The sequence below is a fragment of the Aporhodopirellula aestuarii genome (assembly GCF_023701485.1).
GTDB classification, from domain to species: Bacteria; Planctomycetota; Planctomycetia; order Pirellulales; family Pirellulaceae; genus Rhodopirellula; species Rhodopirellula aestuarii.
Genome location: NZ_JAMQBK010000020.1, coordinates 1 through 24,414 on the forward strand (window position 1 = coordinate 1; position 24,414 = coordinate 24,414).

The following is a 24,414-nucleotide window of genomic DNA, read 5'->3' on the forward strand; positions in this document are numbered from 1 at the left end:
GCCAGATGATTCCTGCATACTTGCTAGCAGGCGCATTGGATATTTGCCTCTCAAGAGCTGAGTTTCTCCGAGGCCGAAAAAGCGGGTAACGCACGCAATTCGTCGGTCTTGTGGACACATCGATTCAATTACCGCAGGATTTCAAAAGTAGCGGAATCTCGCAAGCGGTTCGGTAACGCGGGACCGGACGGATTGCGTCGTTCCGCTAATAAGTAGCACTCAACAATCAGTGTCTCTCGTGACTAACCGCTCGCGCCGTCCCATTCAAACGGGACGCAGCTATTTCGCGGCCATGTCGAGTTTCAACTCTTGCAAGGCACGATACGCGGCGATGGGTGCCGACAGTTTCGGCTCGACGCCCTCGAGTGCCTTCTTCACTTTATCGATCACCTCAACATGATTTCCGATTTTGCGAAACTCTTTCAATGAGTGATGTGCGACCTTGCAGTACTCAAGCGAATGGCAATCGCGGGTGATTCCGCTGAACACCGCCAGCAGGCCGGGTTCACCCAAACTGGCAACGCCTTCCGCCGCCAACCACGCCACCTCATCGTCCTCATCCGTCATGGCGTGAACGAGTGGTAATGCTGCCACCGGACTGCCGATGTCTGCGAGCGCTTTAGCCGCTTCCCAACGAACACGTTTGCGAGGGTCTACAAGTTCCGCAATCAATGCGTGCACAACTTCATGCCCTTGTGCGGCAACGAGCGCTTTGCGTGCGCGGTCACGAACGACGCCATCATCGGAAGCAAGGTCGTTAATATTTCTTTCGATCGAGTTCATTATCAGCCGCCGGAATTGGGGGATGTGCGGGAGGGGAACAGGTGTCAGTAAACGCAACTATCGGGCCATCGCGTCCTTGACGCCCACAGGCGTCTTCACACGCCTCCTAAGTCGTTAAAGGCGCTGTGATTCCGATTGACATCTTCAAAACGAGCAAGATTCGATGCGGCACATGTGCCACATCGTCACGTTAACCGCGGATAAAAGATGGCCGCCCGTGCACACCCATTCTAACACTCGTGCGCCCTGCGCTTACAAATACGCCCCCCGGTACATGAAATGCAATGTTTTCTGAATGTGACCCGGAAACCAATTCACTAGCCTAAGGAGCACCAGACATGTCCTTCAATCTCACCGAACATGCCGAAGGCAAAATCATCGAAGTCGAAATCTCGGGCAAACTTTCCAAAGAAGCCTATGAGGCATTCGTGCCAATGACCGAAGCACGGATCAAGGAATTCGGCAAAGTCCGAATGCTCGTAATCTTGCATGACTTTCATGGATGGGACGCGGGGGCCTTGTGGGAAGACATCAAATTCGACTTCAAACACCACGCCCATATCGAACGTCTCGCCATCGTGGGCGAAACGAAATGGGAGAAAGGCATGGCAACTTTTTGCAAACCGTTCACTTCGGCAACGATCGAATACTTCGACATCACCGACGTCGCCAAAGCACGTCAATGGATTTTGGAAGACGCCGCGGTCGCCAAGCATTAAAAATCGCCCTGACGATTGATGAGTGCTTCCCCAACTACCTCCTCCCATGAGGCGATCCTTCCTCGATAGCCTCTCAGCGGACACCGGGAAGATAAGCAGTCTTCAACATGCATAACCATCAAAAAATCGTCTGCAGCGTCTGTCATAAATCGTTCTCGCTGTCGGAACTCATCCCGGCTCGCTTCGTCCGGCCGTTGATAGCCGAACGCATCGCGTCGGAACACCCCGAATGGCGAGCCGATAGCTACATCTGCCAGAACGACCTGAACCGCTACCGCAGCCTCTACGTTCAAGACGTGCTCGAACAAGAACGTGGTGAACTCACCTCGCTCGAAAAAGAAGTTATCGACAGCCTTCGTGAGCACGATATTTTGACTCAAAACCTCAACGATGAGGTCGACGACCGAGCCACCGTCGGCCAGCGATTGGCGGACAAGGTCGCCAGCTTTGGGGGAAGTTGGACGTTCATCCTCTTTTTCGCGGGGGTGCTCGTTATTTGGATCACGATCAACTCGCTCGCGATGCTCGGCCGGCCGTTCGACCCGTTTCCGTTTATCTTGCTGAACTTGGTACTGTCCTGTTTGGCGGCCCTCCAGGCACCCGTCATCATGATGAGCCAAAACCGACAGGAAACGAAAGATCGACTGCGAGCGGAAAACGACTATCGGATCAACCTCAAGGCAGAGCTCGAAATTCGACACCTGCATTCCAAAATGGACCTATTACTGACTCATCAATGGCAACGGCTGCTAGAAATCCAACAGGTTCAGACCGATCTTCTCGAAGAGATGAGCAACAAGCGATAGCCTCGATGCGGAAAGGGGCATACACTGCGCGGTGAGGCACCACCGCGGTCGCCGACCATCCAAACTCGGCCCCTATGGCACCGAAATCGGTCATTTTTACCGTATCCGGTGATCAAAATGCATTGTGGCGCGCCGTGTGCGTAAGGCGGTCGTCTCATCGGCAATACGCCATGTTAGAACGACGGTGATGGAAGGATCGGGGACGATCGGCGGCGGCTTTCTCACAGTGGTTTTAATCGTTTCCCAATGATTTCTTTCACTATTTGAGTTTACGCATGACATTTTGTGTCGGTATCAAGGTCGCCGAAGGGATCGTTGCGCTCGCTGACACCCGCATCGTCAAAGGAAGCGAACAGGTCAACAAGCGAAAACTGGCCGAGTTCCAGCACGCCGGACAATCCCTCTTCACGATGACCAGCGGGCTGCGTTCCGTGCGAGACAAGACACTGACGTACGTTGACGAAACGCTGCGAAACGAAACAATCACACGTGACCGCCTGTATCAATTCGTCAACTTATTTGGCGAGCAGCTCCGACGGGTCAAAACGGAAGACGGGCCCTCACTCGCTGCGAGCAATCATTCCTTCAATCTTCATGGGATCATCGGCGGACGACTGATAGCCGACGACAGTCCCCAAATGTTTTACGTATACCCGGAAGGCAACTGGGTTGAGACGTCCGTGGATTCGCCGTACTTCATGATCGGACGCACCTACTACGGTAAACCGATATTGGATCGGCTGTTGCGTTTTGATACCCCGATCGCCTCGGCGGTGGCTCTCGCGTTTCTGGCGTTCGACGCGACCCGCACGAGCGTAACCGACGTGGACTATCCCCTCGACCTCGCCGTACTCGCCAGTCACGAGACGAGTCCCCGCTTTCAACGTTTTACCGAAGCGGAGCTTGCTCCTATTTCGGACCAGTGGACCCAAGCCTTGACCGAATCGCTCGCCAATCTGCCGATGCAGTGGGCGGCGCAGCTTATTCAACCTTCAAACTTTTAGATCCAATCATGACTGAAATACATATTGGCAGCACGCTGCAATACGACGTTCGCCAACGAACCGTTTTCTTGTTTCAAATCACCGCAGGACTGACATCCCGACAACGCGTTGTCAACGAACAACTGAATTTTGATCCTTTTGTGGAAGTCGAAGATTGTCAGGTCGGTGTGGAGGGAAACCGCGTCCACCGCGTCATCGTCGAACCGTGTCAGTTCTCGGTCAACTATCAAGCGACCGTCGACTTGAAGCAGGAGATCGACCCTCAGACCCAAATCGGCGAATCCAAGGTGGCTGAAATGCCCGCCGAAGTGCTCACGTACATGAACCCGAGCCGCTACTGCGAAAGCGATCTCCTCGGAAGATTTGCGTTTGAAGAGTTTGGGCAACTCGAGCGAGGATTCAGCCGAGTGCAGGCGATCTGTGATTGGGTTTACGATCACCTGGACTATACCCCTGGCAGCACGAATGCGACGACAACCGCCGCAGATGTTTTGCTGCAACGTACCGGCGTTTGCCGAGATTATGCCCACTTGGCGATCGCGCTCTGTCGCGGCGTCGGGATTCCTGCCCGATACTTGTCTGGATACGCCGTCGATCTGCAGCCGCCAGATTACCACGGATTCATGGAAGCCTTTCTTGACGGCGAGTGGTACATGTTCGATCCGACCCGATTGGCATCCACGGTCGGTCTCGTTCGGATCGGCGTGGGTAGAGACGCCGCGGATGTCGCCTTCTCCACACTCACCGGTTCGGCATTGTTAATGCAGAAGAACGTGTGGGCAAACTTTGCTGAATCCAAGCCCAACCTGGACGAGCCGTCAGCCGTCTCGACGGCGTAGCCATTTCGCCGTCTTGACAGAGCGGAATAATCGAAGCGTGATACAGACATCGCGTACGGTCCCTACTTAGAAACCGGTCTGTCCGTCTGCAAGCACGCCTCCACCTCAACGCCGCTGCGGTGAAGCAAACGCATCACCGCGTCGCGTGTCCTTTCCCAGGTCTGACGTCGCGATTTGAAACACCACGCGACACGCGGCGGATAGAACATCTTGCTTGTCCCCTTATTAAACTTGCGATTGAGATGACCAAACTATTCCAACCGCTGACGATCAAAGACGTCACCATGCGAAACCGCATCGCGGTCTCACCGATGTGCCAATACTCGTCAAACGATGGAATGCCTAACGACTGGCATCTCGTGCACCTGGGCTCACGTGCTGTAGGCGGTGCAGGATTGGTGGTTGTGGAAGCGACCGCGGTATCACCGGAAGGGCGAATCAGCCCCGCGGACAGCGGCATCTACACCGACGACCACGTGGAACCGTTTGCTAAAATCGCTCGCTTCCTGGAGGGGCACGGCGCCGTCGCGGGGATCCAACTCGCCCACGCCGGGAGGAAGGCGAGTGTGCGGAAACCTTGGGAAGGTGACAATTCGATCGACAGCGACCAGGGTGGTTGGGACACGATCGCACCGTCGGCAATCGCGTTCGGCGAGAATATTCCCAAAGTTCCGTGTGAAATGTCGGTCGACGATATCAAACGGGTTCAGTCTCACTTTGTCGACTCAGCCAAACGGGCCCTCGCAGCGGGTTTTCGATTCTTGGAAATCCATTTCGCTCACGGTTATCTCGCGCACGAGTTTTATTCGCCACTGTCCAACAAACGTGACGACGAATATGGAGGCAGCTTCGAGAACCGGATTCGATTCCTAACCGAAACCTTCGCCGCCGTACGAGAGGTCTGGCCCGCACACCTGCCGCTCGCGGCACGACTGTCGGTCACCGACTGGGTGGAGGGCGGCGTGACGATCGAAGAATCGATCGAGTTGACCAAACGATTAAAATCGGCGGGACTCGACATGCTCGACGTCAGCCACGGATTTGTGATTCCTGGCGTTGATGCGGTTCCATGGTCGCCCGGCATGATGTTACCGCATGCGGATCAAATCGGCCGCGAAGCCGAAATTCTGACGACGACGAGTTGGTTAATCACGAAACCACAGCAGGCCGAGGACGCAATCGCGTCAGGACAGGTCGACATGGTAATGCTAGCCAGAGAAATATTGCGTGACCCCTATTGGCCGTACCATGCGGCGAAAGAACTGGCCGTCCCGACGGCAAGTGAAATATTGCCGGTGCAGTACGCCCGCGCCGCAAAATAGAACTGCCCATCGACAAGAGCGTCTTGCCGACGGCATTCGCCAAACGTAATCCAAGACACTCAGAAAACTGATGTGGCGTTGGGAACGCTTCCAACGACGAACCTGGAAGGGCGGATGCGACTAGCGAGCTGCGAGTCACACGCAAGCCGACAGCCCCCGTAGCCGGGTGCGTTTCCGCGGTCGACTCGCCCGTTAGTTTTGCACGTTCGTTCAGTCGACGGGTCGCGCAGCGCTCAATGGAGAGGGTTAGCTTTTGGCGGGGGTTTTGGAGTTTTCGCCCCTCACTCTCACGTAGCCGAAAGCGGGTAACGCTCGCAACTCTCGGTCTCGGAAAGACCGAGCTACGTGAAAAGTGACGTTACCCTGCTAATTCGCTATCAGAAATGCAATCGCCGACCCAGATACTGACGGAGACCACCGGCATGGATCGGAGGATGCCAGAAACGGTAGCGTGCTAACCTTGCGGGTCCGCCTTGTAGGCATTTTCAGCCTCTTCGTAGCCGGCCGCCGCCGCTTGCTCCGACTCTTCGACCATCTGTCGATATTGCTCGATCTCCGACAGGCTCGCCCCGTCAGCAACATTCGATGGCTGAGCTTCACCACAACCGACAAACATCGCCAGGCCTATGAGGATGACTAACTTTTTCACTTTGATATTCCGTACGCAAAAAAAATTGATGGTTTAAAAATAGTTCTTCGGTATTGCCCCGCCAACGGCGAATGACTCGCTTGGCAACGCGTTGTCAGGAAGAAACTTCGCTAGCAAGGGACGTGGCCACTTAGATTCAAGCGACCACGTCCTCGATGGATCCTAACAACCAAAATCTCGACTACAGTTCGGCTTCGATGACTTCTTTGGCAGCACGTGTACCCAACGCACCCCAGAGTCCCATCTTGCTCTGTCCACCTGGATTGAGCCATTTGTTGATCAGCCACTCCGGTCGCGTCGTTGCGGAGTTAGCATTTCCGGATTCAATCGAATCGGTGATAAACTTCACAGCACCGTCCGCCATGAGGACGTGAACGCCACCTTGGTGACGACTGGAGGCACTCCACCATCCGTCTCCACCGGCGTTGAATCCGGTGCACACGGCACTGTTGGGAGGATTCGCGGTGAAGAATCCGGAGAAGGCTTGGTTGTAGTGTGCCCAACGATAGCCGCGACCATCGGTCGGTCCCGCAGTTGCGTAGCTGTCGTTCCAGAACTGCGGCCGCGTCGAATCGATTTCGGGTTGGCAGCGATTGATCACTGGCGGAATGTCGCGAATCGACGACCAACCGCTTCCTTCGGACTGGTGGCTGAGAGCCATCGTTCGGTTGTCGCGATCACCCAGATCGGTTGCGATTTCACCGGCGGCGATCGTGTTGGCGAGGCCGTCCAAGATGTCTCGGAAGCGGGTCTTGTTGACGCCCCGGAAGACGCCACGCTGCGAGGCACGGCATTCTTCGACAAGGTTCGCCTTGTGTTCCCAAACACCTCCCACTCGTTGCAGGTCGCCTTCGGCACGGTCGCAACAATCACCTAAGCACGCCGCGTAGTTGGTACGGCCCAGTGAAGGAAGTCCTTTGCCCGGATCGCTTGGACAACGCAGTGTTGGGATCTCAGTGGCCCATGGGAAATAAGCGATGTCCTCGGGAGTCGGGCCCATCGCTGGAAAAGGCGCGCCTGCCGCACGTCGTGCTTGAACCGAACCGCTCGGGTTCGCTGCCGGAGGCGAGTTTCCGAGGGTGTCTTCGTTCATCGGATTGGAAATTTGTTCCCAGATCGCTTGCTGCTCCATAAACGGTGTTAAGCCAACGAGGAAGCTCAGTTTGCTCATATTCGACACTTCCGATGGACGCCACTGGTTCGCCGTCATGTTGTCGATCGTGCCGCCGCCATGAACGGGAAGCTGTCTGTACGCGGAGTGGTAGTTGTGGATGGCCAAACCAATCTGCTTGAAGTTGTTACTGCAACTCATCCGACGAGCCGCTTCACGAGCGGCCTGTACCGCTGGCAACAACAATCCGACCAAAACACCAATAATTGCGATGACGACGAGCAGCTCCACCAACGTGAACGCGCGTCGCTTGAGTGAGATTCGATTCATAATTTCATCCTTCTAAAACCAAGGCTTTAATGGGGCACTATGCACCGCAATCAGCGGCACAAGGGGCTGTTAACAATCTGCATGCCCATGACCTTATCGGAGATCGAAGCCAGATGCGACACTTTCTGGCCAATTTGGATGATTTTTTGAACATTTTTTCGACGCGATTGTCTATACATTTCCGCGATTCTTTGATTCTTGCGGCATTCGCAACCAAAACCACTCAATTTTTGGCACGTCCATTGCACCGCACACTGCCTCTGAGTGATGATCCGACCCTCAATCGGAGGACTGCGCTTGCGAGACCCCAAACACGGGCTTTCGTACTCCCTTCCACCACCAATCAGAAGAGGGTGGTTGCTCGAAGATTTCCCGGTCCTCCGTAGCCACTTCAACATGAAACAGCGCCGCTCTTGGCGAAGGACGACCGAAGGTCTCCGAGTCGCGAGGCGAGCGAAACGAAACTTCGCCACCTCGTTTTGCGCCGTCGCTCTCGGTTGACCGCCCGAGCACGGAACCGGCGCTAATGTCTCCTCAACGAGCTTGGCCAGAATCCAAGACATCACCGCACTCATCCGCTTGCGACGCTGGAGCGAAACGATTGGTGGACATCAAGACGCCCGCCAACTCGAACACCTTAGGCTGGTCCGTGCCACGCGGACGGGGTCCACACACGATTCCTGGCACTTTTTGATCAAACCAAACTCGCCAATAGTTCCCGGACACCTATGCGGTTAATCTCAACGCGCAGCCCGACCGCTTCCCGACCAGGACCGTCGTCGTTGAGGTTGCCTGCGTTTGTGCCAAACGTATGTTCAGCCTGCGTCTTGCAATCTCGCATCCATCGAGATCTCGGCGTTGAGCAATTTCGATACGGGGCACTCCGCCTTGGCTTTTCCGGCTGCATCGGCGAAGGCATCCGGGGTCGCTCCCGGGACGATTGCCGTCACGTCCAAATGAACCTTGGTAATCGCAAAACCACCCTCTTTCTGCTCGAGTGTGACGGTCGCCTCCGTCGAGATCCGCTCGGCCACCAAGTCGGCTTGCCCGAGAATATTCGATAATGCCATCGAAAAGCATCCCGCGTGCGCCGCCCCGATCAACTCCTCGGGATTGGTTTCGCCGGCCCCCTCAAATCGAGACTTGAAAGTGTAGGGAGTGTCTTGCAGCGCCGAGCTCTTCGTCGACAACCGCCCGGATCCTTCTTTGAGGCTACCTTCCCAGACGGCGGATGCTTTGTGTTTCATCGTCAAACTCCTTGAAATAGCTAATTGGTTTTCATTTCCCGATGACCGCGGGTACGTTCGTTAGCTTCAGCCAACGACACAGTGGCGAGCCTCTTCCGCGACTAATGATCCCGCGTGAGCACGAGGCGGTAACGAGGCGAGCCGTTTCGCAGCTTCTCAAACGCGTCATTGATTTCAGACATCGGATAAACTTCGATCTTCGGCCGGATGTCATGCCGAGCGACGAAGTCAAACATCGTTCGAGTTGCCGCGATGCTTCCGGTCGGTGAGGAGGACAACGATTTTTGCCCCACAATCATCGGGAACACGGAGGCTTCGATCTTGGGAGCGGCCCCCACGGTGTGCAGTTTACCGTTCGGAGCGAGCGCAGCGATGTAGGTATCCCAAGGCAGGTCGGCGTTTGTCGTGTTGAGGATCAAATCGAAATGTCCGGCCGCAGACTCGAGCGCCCCGTCCTCTCCCGTGGCCAAAAAATGATCGGCACCGAGTTGCCGGGCCTCTTCCTCCTTGTCTCGGCCCCGCGAAATTGCCGTCACCTCACATCCCCAAGCGTCACAGAATTGCAACGCCATGTGACCGAGCCCGCCGATACCGACGATGCCCACTCGTGAAGTCGGCGAGAGATTGTATTCCAACAACGGACTAAAAACGGTGAGCCCGCCACACAACAACGGCCCGGCTGACACCGCGTCCACGCCCTCAGGAACCTTAGTCGCCCATCCCCAATGACAGCGAACTCGGTCGGCAAATCCACCGTGTTGGTGAGTGATCGTTCCTTCGGAGGAAGCGCACAGGTTGTGGTCGCCTGACATGCACTGGTTGCAGTGCATGCAACTACGGCTGGTCCAACCCAGTCCCACACGGTCACCCACTTCGAGATGAAGAACGGTGTCACCGACCGCAGATACGCGGCCAATCACCTCATGTCCGCCGACAAAGGGATACTGAGTCATCTTCCAATCGTTGTCCAACATCGACAGATCGCTATGACAGATGCCACACGATTCGACTTCGATTTCCACGTCGCTGGTCTGCAGCTCTCCCGGATCATATTGATAGGTTTCGAACGGACCACCAGCCTTTTGAGCCGCGTAGGCTTGTATTTTTTCCATGTTTAACTGTGTCTTTGCAATGCATTGGGTGTTGGAACGTGAAGCGGCGCGCGGCATCGCTCGGTGGACCGACTACAACATCGACGGTCCCAATGGGTCGCAAGAGCAAACCGGGTGCCGCTGGGGAAACCGCCTTCGCCAATGACATAGTCCATCCTCGGCAACCGGCGATGCTCGTTGGTAAAGGCGAACGCCCCGTCCAGGATTCGGACGAACATCTCGACGTCGACCACTTCATGACCTGTCCGCCAAGGTGTTTTCACGCCGCCCAAGCGGCCCCCTATCTCAATTTCTCGCCGCAAGAGGGGGCTCCTCGACTGCTCTTGGTCTGGGGCGTTCGAGTTTGTTACACCTCGACCCAGCCGAGCTACCGGCCCAACGGCCTTAAAATCACGATTCACACCGAGAAAGACCACCAAAGTGAGTGCAACGAGGGATTAAACACTATGAATCTCTTTTTCCTCATGTTGCGGTCATCGTGGAAGGCGAGCGTTGCCTCGATCGTACTCGGCGGCGCCAGCGGATTAGCGACATTGACGCTCATCACGCTGATTCACAAGTCGTTCAGCAATGAAGGTATGCAATCAGCAGCTCTGCCGGCGTTATTCGTCGTTGCCTGTACCGCCGTATTGGTCCTTCAAATCCTCTCAAAATGCATCCTGACCCGATTGTCGCAATCGACGGCAGCCCGATTGCAATTCGAACTGTGCAATCGAATCATGGCTGCACCGCTGCCTGAACTGGAGTCCGTCGGCCCTCACCGACTGCTTGCGACTCTCGGCGGCGATGTCGGCGCGATCACCGGCGCCCTGTCTAATTTCCCCTCCGTCTGTGCCAGTGCGATGGTCCTGATCAGCGGTGTGGGCTATCTCGCGAGCCTTTCGATTCCGCTCGCCGCTTGCACGGTCATCATGGCGTCCTTCGCCATCGCCAGCTATTTGGCGGGGGTCCATTGGGCCAACTTTCACTTGCGACAGGCTCGCGAAGACCGCGACGAAGTCAGCAAGCAACTACAAGCGATGGTTTTCGGCATCAAGGAACTCAAGGCAAATAACCGTCGCTGCATCGATTTCCTGTACGACGTGTTGCTGCCCGCCGACACCAGGATGCGTGAACGACTGATCAAAGGATCCGATATCCTCGGCGGCGCCCACACGTGGGGGCGTCTATCCTTGTTCATCGGCATCGGGTTACTGATCTTTGTGTGGCCGCGTATGTGGACGGTCACCCCCGAAACATTGATGGGCTACACCCTCACGATCATCTATCTTACCAGTCCCCTCGACAGCATCCTCGGATGGTTACCGTCGCTCAATCATGCCGCCATCTCGCTGAATAAGATCAATTCGCTCGGCCTGATGATCGATCCGGCCAAAGCCCCCGTCGTCAATTCCGCAAATACGGGATTTCGATCCATCGAATTGCGTAACGTTTCCTATTCGTACCGATCGCCAATTGAGGGCGAAAGCGGCTTTCATTTAGGTCCAGTCGATTTGGAGGTACATCCCGGTGAGGTGCTATTCATCGTCGGAGGTAACGGCTGCGGCAAAACAACACTCGCCAAAATCTTAACCGGGCTCTACCCGCTGCAATCGGGAGAGATCTACGTCGATCGGTACTTGATCGACAACTCCTCGATGGGCGACTACCGACAATTGTTCTCGACAGTTTTCGTGGAGGGACACTTATTCGATCGATTGATCGGAATGGAGCCCAATCCGATGCTCCTGCGACACTGGGCCAAACGTCTCGGAATTGAAGACAAGGTCGACTTCGAGACCGGCCACCTCAAAACGTACAAACTCTCTCGAGGACAACACAAACGACTCGCGATGTTGGTGGCATGTCTCGATGAACGCCCCGTTTTTGTGTTCGATGAATGGGCCGCGGAACAAGACCCGACTTTCAAAGAGATCTTCTATCGCGAAATCGTTCCAGAACTAAAAAAGAAAGGGCGAGCCGTCGTTGCCATTACACACGATGATCGGTATTTCTTCGCAGCCGATCGCGTCGTCAAACTGGTCGACGGACAAGTCGAAACCGCCCAAAAGCAAGGATTCGCAGCATGAGCGGACACGACAAGAAACAAACCCTTTGGCTCCGACTCGCACTCACTTGCGTCGCAGTACTTTGCCTCGCAACGGCGTTCATCGCCTATCGGCTATTCGGGAGCCGCTCCGATTTTCCTGAATTGCGGACCGTCCAGGCCGAACAACGCGATCTCGTTATCACGGTGGGAACAACGGGAACGATCGAACCCGAGGAGGTCGTTCAGGTCGGTGCCGACGTCGCCGGCAAAATCACCGAGTTTGGAACAGAACTCAACAATTCCACCAAAACCATCGGCGTCGGGGATCGCGTCAAAAAAGGTACACTGCTTTTCAAGCTCGATCCCGAACAATACGAGATCGGACTGCAAAAAGCGGAGGCCGCCTACCGATTGGCTCAGGCTGATATCACGAGATTGCAAGCCGTCGTTCAACAGGCACGTCGCAATTTGGAACGCGCCGACCGCCTGCGTTCGACCAATGCGCAAAGCGATTACGACGAAATCGTAACTGCCAACGAGATGGCCGTTGCCCAACTCGCGGTCGGTCAAGCGAAACTCGACCAAGTCGCTGCGGAAGTCCATCACGCCCGCAGCAGTTTAGCGAAAACCGTCGTGCGTTCTCCTATCGATGGGATTGTGATCGATCGACGAGCTAACCTCGGACAATACGTCAGCGTCGGACATCCAGGTCTTTTTCTACTGGCCAAAGACTTGGACCAGATGCGCATTCGGGCGTCCGTTAGCGAGAGCGACATCGGTAAAGTACGACGCGGCCAACGTGCAACCTTCACCGTCGACGCATATCGCGATCAAGTCATGACCGGACGCGTCGAAGAAATTTTGCTCAATGCAAGAATGCACGGTAACTTCGTCACCTACGACGTCATCGTCGGAATCGACCAAACGGATGTCGAACTCCTGCCGCACATGACAACCGATGTCGAATTCGAGATCATCCGACGCAACCAGGCTTGGTTGGTGCCGACCGGCGCCCTCACATGGTGGCCTGAAACGGAACAAATGGAGAGGCCAGTCGCAAAACACGCTGTAGCAATCAAGGAGAATGTGGAAGGTCCTCGCGAAGGTGACACTGCGTATGTTTGGGTACCGGGCAAGAACGGAAAAGTTCGGCCGATGCAAGTTCGCGTTGGAATCGACGACGGCGTTCAAACCGAGGTGCACGGCAACGGTTTCGCTGACGACATGCCCGTCGTCGTTGGCGTGATCAATCGCACGACGCTCGCCCGCATCATCCCCACAGCCAAAACACTCCGGTAACCCTTCGTGCCGCAACAGGCGTCCGTCGTGATCACGAAAAACTGGCCTCCGTTAACAAAGCAACGGCCCCCCTATCAGGAACTCCTCGCTTGATCGAGCTCGGCGATATTTGCAAGACGTACCAAGTCGGTGACATTCCGTTGCCGGTCCTAAAAGGCATCACGCTCGACATTGACGCCGGAGAGTATGTCGCACTGATGGGAACGTCCGGGTCGGGCAAGACGACCTTGATGAACCTCCTGGGCAGCTTGGACCGCACAACCGCTGGCGTGTACAAGTTCGCGGACATTGACGTTTCGAGTCTTTCGAGCGGCGAACTCGCTGTTTTTCGCAACCGCCACGTCGGCTTCGTCTTCCAAAACTTCAACCTGCTGCCCCGCACCTCCGCACTCGACAACGTGCTACTTCCCACGCTGTACGCGACAGACGATCGCAGCCAAGCCGAGAGAATCGAATACGCCAAACACCTGCTCACCGTCGTTGGTCTCGGCGGGCGAATGGATCATGCCCCGAATCAATTATCCGGAGGTGAGCGCCAACGCGTCGCGATCGCACGTGCACTGATCAATCGCCCGCGATTGTTGCTCGCCGACGAACCAACCGGCAACCTCGACTCAAACACAGAACTTGAAATTCTCGATCTGTTTCGGAAGCTCAACCTCGAACACCGGATCACGTTGGTCGTCGTCACTCATGATGCGCAAGTCGCACGGAGTGCCGATCGAGTCGTTCACATGAAGGACGGCATCATCGCGGATGATCAACTCAATCCAAGTTCCCATCCACCATCCGCCCCCGTCCAACCGAACTCCTCGAGAACAGCTTCCGAAACCCCCGTTTCGCTCGACGCTCGCACATCGGGGCAAATGGTCGTCGCGATGATCAACGCGGTCATGGTTTCGCTCGCGGCGCTCCGCACAAACGCGTTGCGAACCGCGCTGACCATGCTCGGCGTTGTCATCGGTGTCGCATCGGTGGTCAACGTGATGGAACTCAGCAGCGGTTCGTCGCGTGCGATCAAAGACACCGTGGCCAGCATGGGGGCCAACATGATCAACGTGTCATCCACCTACACGCCAAGCGCAGGACGACGCCGGCGTTACGTTCCGTTGACACCGGCGGACGTCGCGTTGCTCCGAGAACAATGCCCCGCGGTACGTTTGACCGCCCCGATTGTTTTCGGACAAGTTCAACTGGTCTATGGCAATCGACGTTGCCGACCGACCTTTGTGCTGGGCAGTTCTCCTGACTACCTGATCGGCCGCAATTGGTCCGAAATGGACATGGGACAGCTCTTTGACGACGAAGCGGTCTACGACGCTCAACGCGTGTGCGTCATCGGCCAAACCGTCGCTAACGACCTCTTCGAAGATGAATACCCGATCGGCAAAGAAATCCGGGCCAACGGTATTTCGCTCCGCGTCGTTGGCGTGCTCACTCCCAAAGGCGGCGACGTCATTGGAAACGACCAAGACGATATCATGCTCGCGCCGTGGACCACGTTTAAGTATCGAATCAACAGTCAATCCAACACGATCAGCCGTGTCGCCGCGTTTGAAGACCAAATGCCGAAGATGCAGCTCGCGTCCGCCAAACGCTCGACCCGCAATGCCCACCTGAACCAGATCTATGTTCAAGCATTAACGCCCGAACATGTTCCCGAAGCACGCGAGCAAATCCGCCTCGCTCTCTCCCGCCGACATGACGTCGATCCGGACGTTTTTCAAATCCAAGACATCACGGAAGTGTCCAAGGTTACCGCTCAAGTGGTCGCGGGCCTCTCCGCCCTTGGGCTGATCATTGCTGGCGTTTCGCTACTAGTCGGGGGCGTAGGCATCATGAACATCATGCTGGTCTCGGTAACCGAACGCACACGTGAAATCGGGCTGCGGATGGCTGTCGGAGCGAACCGCAACGCGATCCTTCGGCAGTTCCTTATCGAAGCCACTGTGCTGTGCCTGATCGGAGGGATCTTCGGGATCGTGCTGGGCCACGCCAGCTCCACGACGATCGGGTGGTTGATGGGGTGGCCAAACGAAATGTCATTTTGGGCTCCCATTGTCGCCGTAGGTGTCGCCGCCTCGGTCGGAATCATCTTTGGCTATTATCCGGCTCGAAAAGCCTCGATGCTGGACCCGATCGATGCACTTCGATACGAATAGCCGTTTAACAACACCGAGTGTCGCAACACTCTCTCTGGTGACCTGATAAGGCATGAGCCTGGGTTAGAAGTCCGACAACTCCGACGAACGCAGCCTGCAACGTGCCAGCCGAATGCTCCGAATACAATCTCGACCGGAGATTGCGATGCTCCGTCCAGATGAAGTGGGCACATCATCGCAGCGGCTGGCGTGACGTGCAGTCTGCCGTGCTCGAACGCCTAACACATCCACACGCATCCTGTGAGTTCTACGGCGAGCTTGAGGACGCGTTATTCCAAACGAAACCCTTTGAGAGCCCTTGGATTGGAGTCGCCCACCAAACATTTCACGCACCTGCCCATATTCCGACGATGTATGGCGGCCGCTCAGACCTCGATTTCCTACTGCACCAGCATCCAAATCTCCGCTTAAGCCTTCCGCATTGCCGAGGTCTATTTACCAATTCCGAACACGTTGCCGCTCAACTACGCAAGCACGTCAGCGTTCCGGTCCAAACGCTGCAATTGCCAACCGCCCTGGATGTCGCTCAGTTTTCATTGGAACGATTCGCCGCAACGCGTCAAAAAACGATCGTTCAACTCGGCAATTGGCTGCGGCGTTTCTATCCGATCTACGATCTACCAGTAAAAGGTTATCGCCGAATTTGGTTGGCTGGAGGTGACTTCCGCCACAAGCACGCCCTCAAGTGTGAAGGGGTGCGTCGGCGGCGGTTTGCCTACGTCCGATGTCCCAAACACATCACGGATCAGGCCTACGACGATCTGCTAACCTGCAGCATCGCGGTAGTCGGATTATGGGAAGCGAACTGCAACAACTCGATCGTCGAATGCATTGCACGGGCAACGCCGGTGCTCACCAATCCGCTACCCGCCGTAAAGGAATACCTCGGCGAAGACTACCCGTTCTACTTCCAGACGTTGGACGAAGCGGCTCACAAACTGCAAGACGATCGGCTGATCCGAGAAACGACTGCGTATCTACAGGAACGTCGAAAACACCTTTGGAGCATCGACCGTTTCATCCACGAACTCACCGCGTCAGACATCTACACCAGCCTTCCAAGATGCGATCACGCCTAGCCGTTTGCACGGTCAGCTCACTCAGATCGACGTATTCGGCGGCGTGTCGGTGTTGTCGATCGCGTAAGGTTGGTACGCGACCATTTCCACACGTTGCTGAGGATACAAACGGTAGGTGATATTTCGCCATGACGCCTGACGGGCAACGATCGCTTGGAATGTCCAGATCATATGGGCCACCTGGCAAACCGGAATCAGCGCAAACACGCGTGTCCCTCGTGACCATGTCATCGGCGTCATTTGTTCGCGTCCTCCGCAATGCGACACCGCATCGCGAACCGAACGCTCCGCACACACGAATCCGCCGAACATGATCAGATTCGAAACCAATATCGACGCGGCCAAAAACATCGCCGCGACGCCTTCCTGAACCACGATCGCGGCAACCAACATGGCGATCGCCGCCACCAGCAATCCGACCACCGCCACCGCATGAATGACGGTATTGATAAACGTTTTTTCAAAGATCCGCGACCACGTGAGCATCCGAGTCACGTAACGTCCTGCAAACTTGAGTGAGCATTGATCACGATTCACCATGGTCAACCTCGGCTCAAAATAGACTCGTAAACCGAGTCGATCAAAGGCCTCCTTAACCGGTCCATCGTCAACAACCGATGTTTTCCATTTTTCAATTAGCCCGGATCGCCGCAGTTCGACGCACCGCATCGCGCACGTCCCGGCCCACGGATTGCTATTGACCGCCGTTGCGACCATCGCCCCCGAATTCCAAACGCTTCGCAACAACGATCCGTAGCCCAAACCCTCTGGGGCGAACCACTGAATCCCCGTCACGACGCCAACCTGAGGATCGGTCAACGGACGTAAAACATCTCGCAACCAATTCGCATACGGAACCACATCCGCGTCGATCATCACCACGAACTCACTGTCGGCGGACATTTGCTCTGTCGCTTGGACCAGCGAACTGCATTTCAAACTACAAGTCTTCGCTGGGTTCTGTAGCTCAAAAATTCTTAAACGATCCTTCGTATCCGATCGCGACTTGATCTCCTGCGCCACCCGCCATGCCGGATCCCGACAACTGTCGATTACCAATATGATTTCAAAGTTGTCGTAGGCTTGCTCGAGCAACCTCGCCAAGGTTTCCGAAAGGAAGGGGTCACAACCTCTCAGCGACATCAACACCGATACTTTGCCGTCCTCACCCACATCGCTCGCCGATTCGCTTCGCGCCAACCGGCGGCCCACGATGAATACACGAAAGAACCACGCGCCCCCAAAGTGCACCAGCGACGAGGCCAGAAGCACCGATCCGATGAGCAATGAAAGCTGACCGACAGAAAAGAAGGGTGCGTTCAGTAGGGAAGAAAACATAAGTCTCACGAAACCGGCAACCGAACCATACTCCGCAGCAGCGACGCAAACCGGAAGACATCTTTCCCAATCCGGAACGTCGCAAACGGAAGCCGGTGGATACCGTTTGCGTCCATCTTCCAGTCGGCGGTACTGCCCGAGAGCAAGTTCCTGCCTCCGGCGAGCCGTTGATTTTCTCTCGCTTCGGGACCACTCACATACGCCGAAAACCGGCCACCTGAGACATGGTTGTAGCCGTGTTTTTGATGGATCACTGGAGCGACCTCGCTGATGTCCACGACGGGAATCTGGGACGCCTTGCTCTGCCAAACCATCCAACTGTCCCAGTTGCCTCTCCCGATTGCAAAAGCAGGGACATCTCGAAACAGATCCGCGGGAAAAATGAAATAGTCCTTGCACACGATCGAAGCGTGCGTGCCATCGCAATCCAGTCGGCGGAAACACTCGGCGATCCATTCGTCGGTCGTATGATCGACGATCTCGGGCACATCCAATTCGGTTCGCTGGCCAATCGCAAGCCAAGACTTCAACCCAGACTCCAACAACTGCTCAGCAGCACGCACAAACCGTCCGTCGAGAATGATATCGGCGTTGACGAACGCTCGCATCGAACCGCGTCCTTGCTCCGCCGCCAACCGGAACACCCCATCGAGTAGAGGCGTGCCATATCGGTTCATCTTCGTGGCCCGATAGCAGTTGCACTCCGCACGAATGTCGGCGGGAATACTCGAATCGGAAATCAGGATCACCTCGACGTCCGGGGACAACGCTCTCCAACTCGCGATCGCGTTTCGTTGATGCACATCCGCTTCGCCTACGAATGGTTTGAGCACCGTAAACAGGGTCAACAGTGGGGCCCTCGTATCGACGACATGGCGAGTCGGTTCGGCCAACAATCGACTCATGAGACCGCCCACGCCGAAGCGATTTTGCGAGACGTGATCGTGCTGCGTTTGATCAACTCGACCATCCGACGATTAAACCAATTTTGGAAGCTAGGCGGTGGCACTGGCGTCCGCCAATTCTTCCATGCCGTGTCGGTAAGCCCTTCAAAGAACACTTCGCTGCGTGGATGATTCGAGTGGGCTTGCCACGGCTTGAACTCGGTCGTGAAATGCACGATTGCCGGATTCGTCTTCATCTCGATCCACAATTCACGGTCGATCGGAGCATGAGCGTCTGAAGGGTACTCAAACACATGAGCCCCCTGGTTCCAACGCGGCTCGAAACGTCCCCACTGGCCATGGAACAGCACGTTCAACGCATACTGGTCCCAACACCAAACGTACTTTCGATTGTCGCGAAGAACCTTCAGCAGACGTTCGGCGACGTTATCTTCCCGCCAACGCTGCACGTTCAACACCATCACGCCGCTATTGAAATATTCTCCCGCGCCATCCAAACCCAACTCGCGATAGTTGGGTATCGGTCGCCACGCCGCCATGTAGGGATTGGCCAATGGAAAATTAGTACACCCTAATCTTGCATCAATGAAAGGACACGCAATGTCTGTGGTGGCGAGACAGTATTGTTGCTGGACCGGCAAATCCCACAACGCGGCCAGGTCGTCTTTGACGTACAAGTCCGAATCGAGGTAGATAACTTTGTCAACATCATCGGGGACCAACTCGGCCGTCAGAAGGCGAAAGTAAGCCGTGTGCGAGATGTGATGAGAGATATTCAGATCGGAAACACGCCCTCGATCCGGCTTGATCAAGTGGATTTCAATCGCCTCACCCGCGAGAGTCCGTTCCAACTTCGACCAGTTCTCATCCCCGATATCACCAGCGAGCAGAAACAATCGAATTCGTTTTCCGGCGGCGAGATGACGACAGGAACTCTTGAGCGTCACCGCCAACGGCATCACGTAGGCATCATCGGCGGCGCATACCACATCGATCCGATTCGATATTTTTGATCGGTGTGAACATTGTTCGGCGGGAAGAGTATCGGACGCTAACATGTTTTTCTATTTCGAGTCGCTCCGCGCCGTGGTGGACTTACCAACCCATCCCAGTAGCCGCTCGCGCGTGCGGACGACCGGGCCCGCGATCGGGTGTTTGTGGATTGTCTCGAAGATCGCGTGTGCCTGGCCGAGTTCCTTGTTCAATTGATCGATCGTCGCGCGAAGCTGTTTGATCTCGCGTCGTGCGTCAGCGAGTTCGAGCGGCAGTGCATCGGCATCTTCGTGTTCACCAGTCCTTCGTTCCGCAAAGATCTCGCCAATGGGAAGCGGAGGAGCATCATTTGCGAGCCGAGGCAGCAGTCCACGAGCGAACTCAATCGGCTGCCCTTGCTGAATGCTCGTCGTCGCAATTTCACGCATGGTCTCGATTAAGAGCAGCATGCGGTCGGTCGCACTCACTTCACGTTGCAACGCATCCGCCAAAACGCAATCTTGGAAATGCATTCGCTCGGGAGGTGGATCGCACAATTGAGGTACCGTGTCGGTGAATTGCCCTCGCGACGTCACTCGCCATGCCGCGCCGACATACAGCGGGCTGTTGGTGTAATCCAAGATCGCGGTGGGCTTTCCCAGCAGCATCGATTCGAGCTGGGCCGTCGAAGGAGTCGTTATCGTCGCGTCAGCACGCCGTAGTGCCGTCGCGAGATCCTCTCCCGTTGTATCCTGTAGCTCGTTGTCAACGCCGACAACCTGTTCGAGCCCACCGGTCAATCGCCAAATCAGCTCAATCGGACGCTCGCCAATCTTCTTGGTCACGTGCACCCATTCGCGTAGCTCGATCAATGATTGCGTGATCTGCGATCGCTGCTGTGGCGTGAACCCTGGCCACTTCGCAGTCATCACGAGCAATCGAAACGGTTCGTCCGATCGGTCACCCAAAACCGCGGGACGACTGAGGTGATCGAATCGCGGAATTCCAACGATTTCAACTTTGTCGGCGTTGCCCCACTCGCTCAGATTCCTTGCCTGCGAAGCCCCAATGCAAGCGACCTTATGACAAAGAACCGGTCGCATCGTCCACGGGCATGCCGGTTCGTCGGCACGGTTTTCCCAGGCGTTTCGCCATTCCAGGATCCCGTCGATTGCGTACAACGTGGCAACGTTTCGCGTCTTGAGCTTGCCGATCGCGGTCCGAAATCGCTCAAAATGTTCAGAAAAGAAGATCGCCAAATCGCCCGGCTGAGCTTCGCTCGCAACCTCTTCGGGAGCTGCAATCCGGATCGGCATCCGCTGCATTAACGGACGGGCGTGATGCCCCACTTCCGCTTCGGTTCCAACATAAAAGATTGTACCCGTTGCCACCGATGGGCCCGTCCATGAGATAGAGCGTCGAAGCGTAATAAATCCACAGTCGACCGGTTCGATTGATCTTGAAACTATCGCCTATCGTGGAAAATGGATCAAGAGGGACGCAAAACTCCTCACGTTCCAGGACGGAGTGATTCCGTGGGACGAGGCTATGTCCGAACGTCGTCGGTGCCATCACTCGTCTGCAGCCATTGCAGCAATCCCGAGTAGACCGACTCCGACGAAAGTTCCGTTTCGCAAAACCGCTCACAACGATCCATCACCTCGTTCCTCCAAACGTCGTCGCGAACCAAACGCACACACGCATTGGTGAACGTAGCTGACTCATCTGCAAGAATCATCGCGTCGACTGCACCCTCGGAGAGACCACGTGTGTTATGTGAATGGGTAACCAGCGGTTTTCCGAAACCGATCGCCTCGATCGACTTGATCTTAACCCCACTTCCAAAGTGGACTGGATTGATCGCGATGTCTATTTCGGCGTAGAAATCCTCCAAACTCAAAACTTTTCCCAAACACCGCACACCTCGTCGATCGGCTGGCATCTCTCGCCGCAGCACATCCGCCACATCGCCGGCAATCACGAGTTCGGCCTGGGTCAATCGAAAAATTTCGTCCCAGCATTCGTTCAAAAACCACAAAATGCCATCGAAATTCGCGGCGTTGTCAGACGCGATGAAAGCGAATCGCCATGGTCGGTTCTTTTGCGGAGTGCCTCGATTCGTTCGCCGAATTCCGGCACCGTTTCCAGGCAGATACCCGACCACGATCACCTCACGTCTCGGAACCATCTCCCGAATTGATTCAGCCTCCTCCGCTTGAGTGGCCAAAATCAAATCGAAGTTCTGCAGTGCCGCCACCTCCTCGTCTTTGGATACCGAGATCCAGTGCCGATGTCCGCGGCGCGTAAACTCTTGCTGCCTTTGATGAAGCAAATCATGTGTGTCCACGATCGCACGAAAACATCGTTTTCGATCCGCAACCCCGTCGAGCAAATGTGACCAAACCACGTAAACGCTGTATACAAAATCAGGACGCAACGACTCGACCAGCGAACGAAATTGCAACACCGCCAAGGGCCAGTGGTAGCTTTCGAGCGTTAACGCTGCGGTCTGACTCGCAGGTGATCCGCCGCGAAACCACAAGCGAACACCACGTATCAAACGACCAACGCCAAATACGATTCGGTCGCGTGTTCTGATTTCTCGTGGATCAAATAACACAATCCGCAGACCGTGTTTACCACAGGTCACCACGTCCGATGGAGTCATCGGCACCAAAAAGAAAACGGTCACTTCGAACCCGCTTGCCAACAGGAACTGAACGATCGACCAAGTCCGCTGTTGAGCCCCGTTCTCACGCCGCCAAAACGGTTGATCAGTCGTGATGAGGATCGTTTTCATCAGGCAGCATTCGATCGCAACGACCATGTCCGGTTGTCGCAATATTTGGATAGCGATAGGCTTTTTCAAACGATAAAGGTATCGAGCCACAGTGATGTAGGGTAGGCGACAGCGATCAAATGAGAAACCTCTTTCGATTCCGTCGTCCCGAAGCGTTCTTTATTCGCGGCTACGCCAAATCGGGCACCACGTGGCTGTCTAATCTGATGAATTTGCATCCTCAGATTTCCAGCATCAGCGAGTTTCATCTTGCTCCATTATTTGAGGGGGCGAAATCGATATCAGACCTGTCGTGGAGCGTCCTCAGGCATGAACCCAACTCAAGGCTCATGCATGACGCGTTGCATCGCACCGTCAAACAATTGATCATCGATATTTGCGGGGCTCGACCTCGCTGCGGTGACAAAACCCCCTATCCTCTCCGAACGACCTTCATCCCAGGAGTCAAGAATCTCTACATCACCAGAGACGGACGCGACGTAGTCGTGAGTTGGTTCTATCACACCATGAACCTAAAAATCGACACCCGTCCAGAGATGTTAGAGAAGATGCGTCAGTTCGACGAGAATCCTTATCACTTTGAAGAGAACAAACAGCAACTGCTCTCGTGCGAAGTCCTTGTCCGCGACGTCGCCCAGGAATGGAATGCGACGATCCTAGATGATTTTCAAATGATGCATTCGGCAGACCAAGGTGAGATTGATCTTCCTTATCTGTGGCTCCGATACGAGGACCTGCAACTCGATACGCAAAAGCAACGCGACAAAGCGTATCGTTTCCTCGGCCTCTCACCTTCCAAAGCGGAGTGTTTGGATTCAAGGACGAAAGCCGGATTTGGCGATCCCAACACGAATCAACCGGACAAATTTTTCCGTCGCGGACGCGCGGGCACTTGGCGTGAATACTTCACCGACGAGCAACTCGGATGGTTCATGGACGAAGCCGAAGAGGCGATGGGGTTAATCGGCACGCTCTAAACCGATTCCCGCTTCCCATTTCTCCTTCTCGCGGTCAACGCAAAATACTCGCCCCACGATAGCCCCGAGCAGATCAAGTGAGACACCCATTCATCAGGGTCAGTGCAATTACGTTTGATCCGATAGAGCAGTGACTGCCAAACAGAATCCAGGAATGCGGCGACTCGTGTTTTACACGATTTATTCAACGCCACGTTTGCCATTCCCTGGCCGATGAAATACGAGCGAACGTACCTTTCCGTGGCGCGATCGGCAGGAACAATGTGTTGCACTTTTGCGTCGGGAACCCAACGCCCCTTACCGCACGATCGAGCAATCTGCCTGAGCACTTGAGTCTCGTCTTCACCCATCATTGCTGAACTGACTCGTCCTAGCGACGGATCAAACAGATGCTTGCGTTGAATGTCGGAACGAATCGCAAAATTCGCACCATACGGCAAACGACTTTCGTTCAACTCGACCGGCATTGGGCCAAGATCACGGGCGGCATACACCGGTTTGCACTTTTCCCAGGTCGCTGCCAACCAATCGGGTCGCCCAGGCGGGTCAAACACCGGTTCGATCACGCCACCAAAGAACGCAAGATCCGGTTCTGCGGTGAACGCGTCGAAGTAGGCACTGAGCCACCGCGTACATACCAATACATCGTTGTCCGTCCAAACGATATAGTCCCCTGTCGCCTCGGCGATTGCCCGATTGCGACTTCGCGAATGCCCCTGCTTGGACTCATGCACCGCCCGGATTGGCAGTGCATCAACGAATCGATCGATCACCTGCGCCGTATTGTCGGTCGAATTATTGTCGACCACAATCAGCTCCCACGTATAGCGAGCGTCAACCTCGAGATCACATAGCCGCTGCAATGTGCGTTGCAACAATTGCGAACGATTCCACGTGCAGATAGCGACGCTAATTTTCATATCGGACAACA

The 24,414-nt window shown here is 55.4% G+C and carries 21 protein-coding genes; 10 read left to right on the forward strand and 11 right to left on the reverse strand.

Annotated features, from left to right (window positions below; translation table 11 throughout):
- Window positions 1-279: 279 nt before the first annotated feature.
- The gene (locus tag NB063_RS06320; protein ID WP_250927911.1) at window positions 280-783 is read right to left on the reverse strand and encodes a HEAT repeat domain-containing protein; all 504 of its coding nucleotides are present in this window, start codon (window positions 781-783) and stop codon (window positions 280-282) included.
- Window positions 784-1,121: 338 nt separating this feature from the next.
- Between NB063_RS06320 and NB063_RS06325 the strand changes: the two genes are divergently transcribed.
- The 5 genes from NB063_RS06325 to NB063_RS06345 all read left to right on the forward strand — a co-directional run bounded on the left by NB063_RS06325 (window position 1,122) and on the right by NB063_RS06345 (window position 5,473).
- Entirely contained in the window at window positions 1,122-1,502 is a 381-nt protein-coding gene (locus NB063_RS06325; protein WP_250927912.1) for a SpoIIAA family protein, read from the forward strand.
- A gap of 107 nt (window positions 1,503-1,609) precedes the next feature.
- Window positions 1,610-2,308: a DUF1003 domain-containing protein gene (locus NB063_RS06330; protein ID WP_250927913.1), complete on the forward strand. Its 699-nt coding sequence runs from the start codon at window positions 1,610-1,612 to the stop codon at window positions 2,306-2,308.
- 275 nt (window positions 2,309-2,583) lie between these two features.
- Window positions 2,584-3,312, forward strand: coding sequence for a proteasome-type protease (locus NB063_RS06335; RefSeq protein WP_250927914.1), 729 nt, complete (start codon window positions 2,584-2,586; stop codon window positions 3,310-3,312).
- 8 nt (window positions 3,313-3,320) lie between these two features.
- A complete protein-coding gene (locus tag NB063_RS06340) occupies window positions 3,321-4,151 on the forward strand; it encodes a transglutaminase-like domain-containing protein (RefSeq protein ID WP_250927915.1) in 831 nt (276 codons plus the stop codon).
- 242 nt (window positions 4,152-4,393) lie between these two features.
- A complete protein-coding gene (locus tag NB063_RS06345; protein WP_250927916.1) occupies window positions 4,394-5,473 on the forward strand; it encodes an NADH:flavin oxidoreductase/NADH oxidase in 1,080 nt (359 codons plus the stop codon).
- Window positions 5,474-5,927: 454 nt separating this feature from the next.
- On the opposite strand, the gene NB063_RS06350 is transcribed toward NB063_RS06345, so the two are convergent.
- From NB063_RS06350 to ahr, 4 genes are all read right to left on the reverse strand, one after another.
- Window positions 5,928-6,122 (reverse strand): hypothetical protein, encoded by a 195-nt coding sequence (locus tag NB063_RS06350; RefSeq protein WP_250927917.1) that lies wholly within the window; start codon window positions 6,120-6,122, stop codon window positions 5,928-5,930.
- Between the two features lie 181 nt (window positions 6,123-6,303).
- Window positions 6,304-7,563 carry a DUF1559 domain-containing protein gene (locus tag NB063_RS06355; protein ID WP_250927918.1) on the reverse strand — a complete coding sequence of 420 codons (1,260 nt, stop codon included), beginning with the start codon at window positions 7,561-7,563 and terminating at the stop codon, window positions 6,304-6,306.
- Between the two features lie 815 nt (window positions 7,564-8,378).
- Window positions 8,379-8,810, reverse strand: coding sequence for an OsmC family protein (locus NB063_RS06360; RefSeq protein WP_250927919.1), 432 nt, complete (start codon window positions 8,808-8,810; stop codon window positions 8,379-8,381).
- A gap of 101 nt (window positions 8,811-8,911) precedes the next feature.
- On the reverse strand, window positions 8,912-9,922 hold the full coding sequence (gene ahr, locus NB063_RS06365) for an NADPH-dependent aldehyde reductase Ahr (protein WP_250927920.1): 1,011 nt from the start codon (window positions 9,920-9,922) through the stop codon (window positions 8,912-8,914).
- A 92-nt stretch (window positions 9,923-10,014) separates the two neighbouring features.
- Here ahr and NB063_RS06370 point away from each other — a divergent pair, with 92 nt between their 5' ends.
- From NB063_RS06370 to NB063_RS06385, 4 genes are all read left to right on the forward strand, one after another.
- Entirely contained in the window at window positions 10,015-11,991 is a 1,977-nt protein-coding gene (locus tag NB063_RS06370; RefSeq protein WP_250927921.1) for a cyclic peptide export ABC transporter, read from the forward strand.
- The gene (locus tag NB063_RS06375; RefSeq protein WP_250927922.1) at window positions 11,988-13,250 is read left to right on the forward strand and encodes an efflux RND transporter periplasmic adaptor subunit; all 1,263 of its coding nucleotides are present in this window, start codon (window positions 11,988-11,990) and stop codon (window positions 13,248-13,250) included. The genes NB063_RS06370 and NB063_RS06375 overlap by 4 nt, the downstream gene beginning before the upstream one ends.
- Window positions 13,251-13,339: 89 nt before the next feature.
- Window positions 13,340-15,412, forward strand: coding sequence for an ABC transporter permease (locus NB063_RS06380; RefSeq protein ID WP_250927923.1), 2,073 nt, complete (start codon window positions 13,340-13,342; stop codon window positions 15,410-15,412).
- Window positions 15,413-15,570: 158 nt separating this feature from the next.
- Window positions 15,571-16,491, forward strand: a complete 921-nt coding sequence (locus tag NB063_RS06385; RefSeq protein ID WP_250927924.1) for a hypothetical protein — start codon at window positions 15,571-15,573, stop codon at window positions 16,489-16,491.
- A 21-nt stretch (window positions 16,492-16,512) separates the two neighbouring features.
- Here the strand turns inward: NB063_RS06385 and NB063_RS06390 are convergent, their stop codons facing one another.
- From NB063_RS06390 to NB063_RS06410, 5 genes are all read right to left on the reverse strand, one after another.
- Window positions 16,513-17,829 carry a glycosyltransferase family 2 protein gene (locus NB063_RS06390; RefSeq protein WP_250927925.1) on the reverse strand — a complete coding sequence of 439 codons (1,317 nt, stop codon included), beginning with the start codon at window positions 17,827-17,829 and terminating at the stop codon, window positions 16,513-16,515.
- A gap of 5 nt (window positions 17,830-17,834) precedes the next feature.
- Entirely contained in the window at window positions 17,835-18,734 is a 900-nt protein-coding gene (locus NB063_RS06395) for a hypothetical protein (protein ID WP_250927926.1), read from the reverse strand.
- The gene (locus NB063_RS06400; RefSeq protein WP_250927927.1) at window positions 18,731-19,792 is read right to left on the reverse strand and encodes a glycosyltransferase family 8 protein; all 1,062 of its coding nucleotides are present in this window, start codon (window positions 19,790-19,792) and stop codon (window positions 18,731-18,733) included. The genes NB063_RS06395 and NB063_RS06400 overlap by 4 nt, the downstream gene beginning before the upstream one ends.
- 6 nt (window positions 19,793-19,798) lie before the next feature.
- Window positions 19,799-21,097 carry a hypothetical protein gene (locus NB063_RS06405; protein ID WP_250927928.1) on the reverse strand — a complete coding sequence of 433 codons (1,299 nt, stop codon included), beginning with the start codon at window positions 21,095-21,097 and terminating at the stop codon, window positions 19,799-19,801.
- Window positions 21,098-21,252: 155 nt separating this feature from the next.
- Window positions 21,253-22,506 carry a glycosyltransferase gene (locus NB063_RS06410; protein ID WP_250927929.1) on the reverse strand — a complete coding sequence of 418 codons (1,254 nt, stop codon included), beginning with the start codon at window positions 22,504-22,506 and terminating at the stop codon, window positions 21,253-21,255.
- 119 nt (window positions 22,507-22,625) lie between these two features.
- Here NB063_RS06410 and NB063_RS06415 point away from each other — a divergent pair, with 119 nt between their 5' ends.
- Window positions 22,626-23,483 (forward strand): sulfotransferase domain-containing protein, encoded by an 858-nt coding sequence (locus NB063_RS06415; RefSeq protein WP_250927930.1) that lies wholly within the window; start codon window positions 22,626-22,628, stop codon window positions 23,481-23,483.
- Here NB063_RS06415 and NB063_RS06420 read toward each other — a convergent pair.
- On the reverse strand, window positions 23,480-24,403 hold the full coding sequence (locus tag NB063_RS06420; RefSeq protein WP_250927931.1) for a glycosyltransferase: 924 nt from the start codon (window positions 24,401-24,403) through the stop codon (window positions 23,480-23,482). The genes NB063_RS06415 and NB063_RS06420 overlap by 4 nt on opposite strands.
- Window positions 24,404-24,414 lie beyond the last annotated feature (11 nt).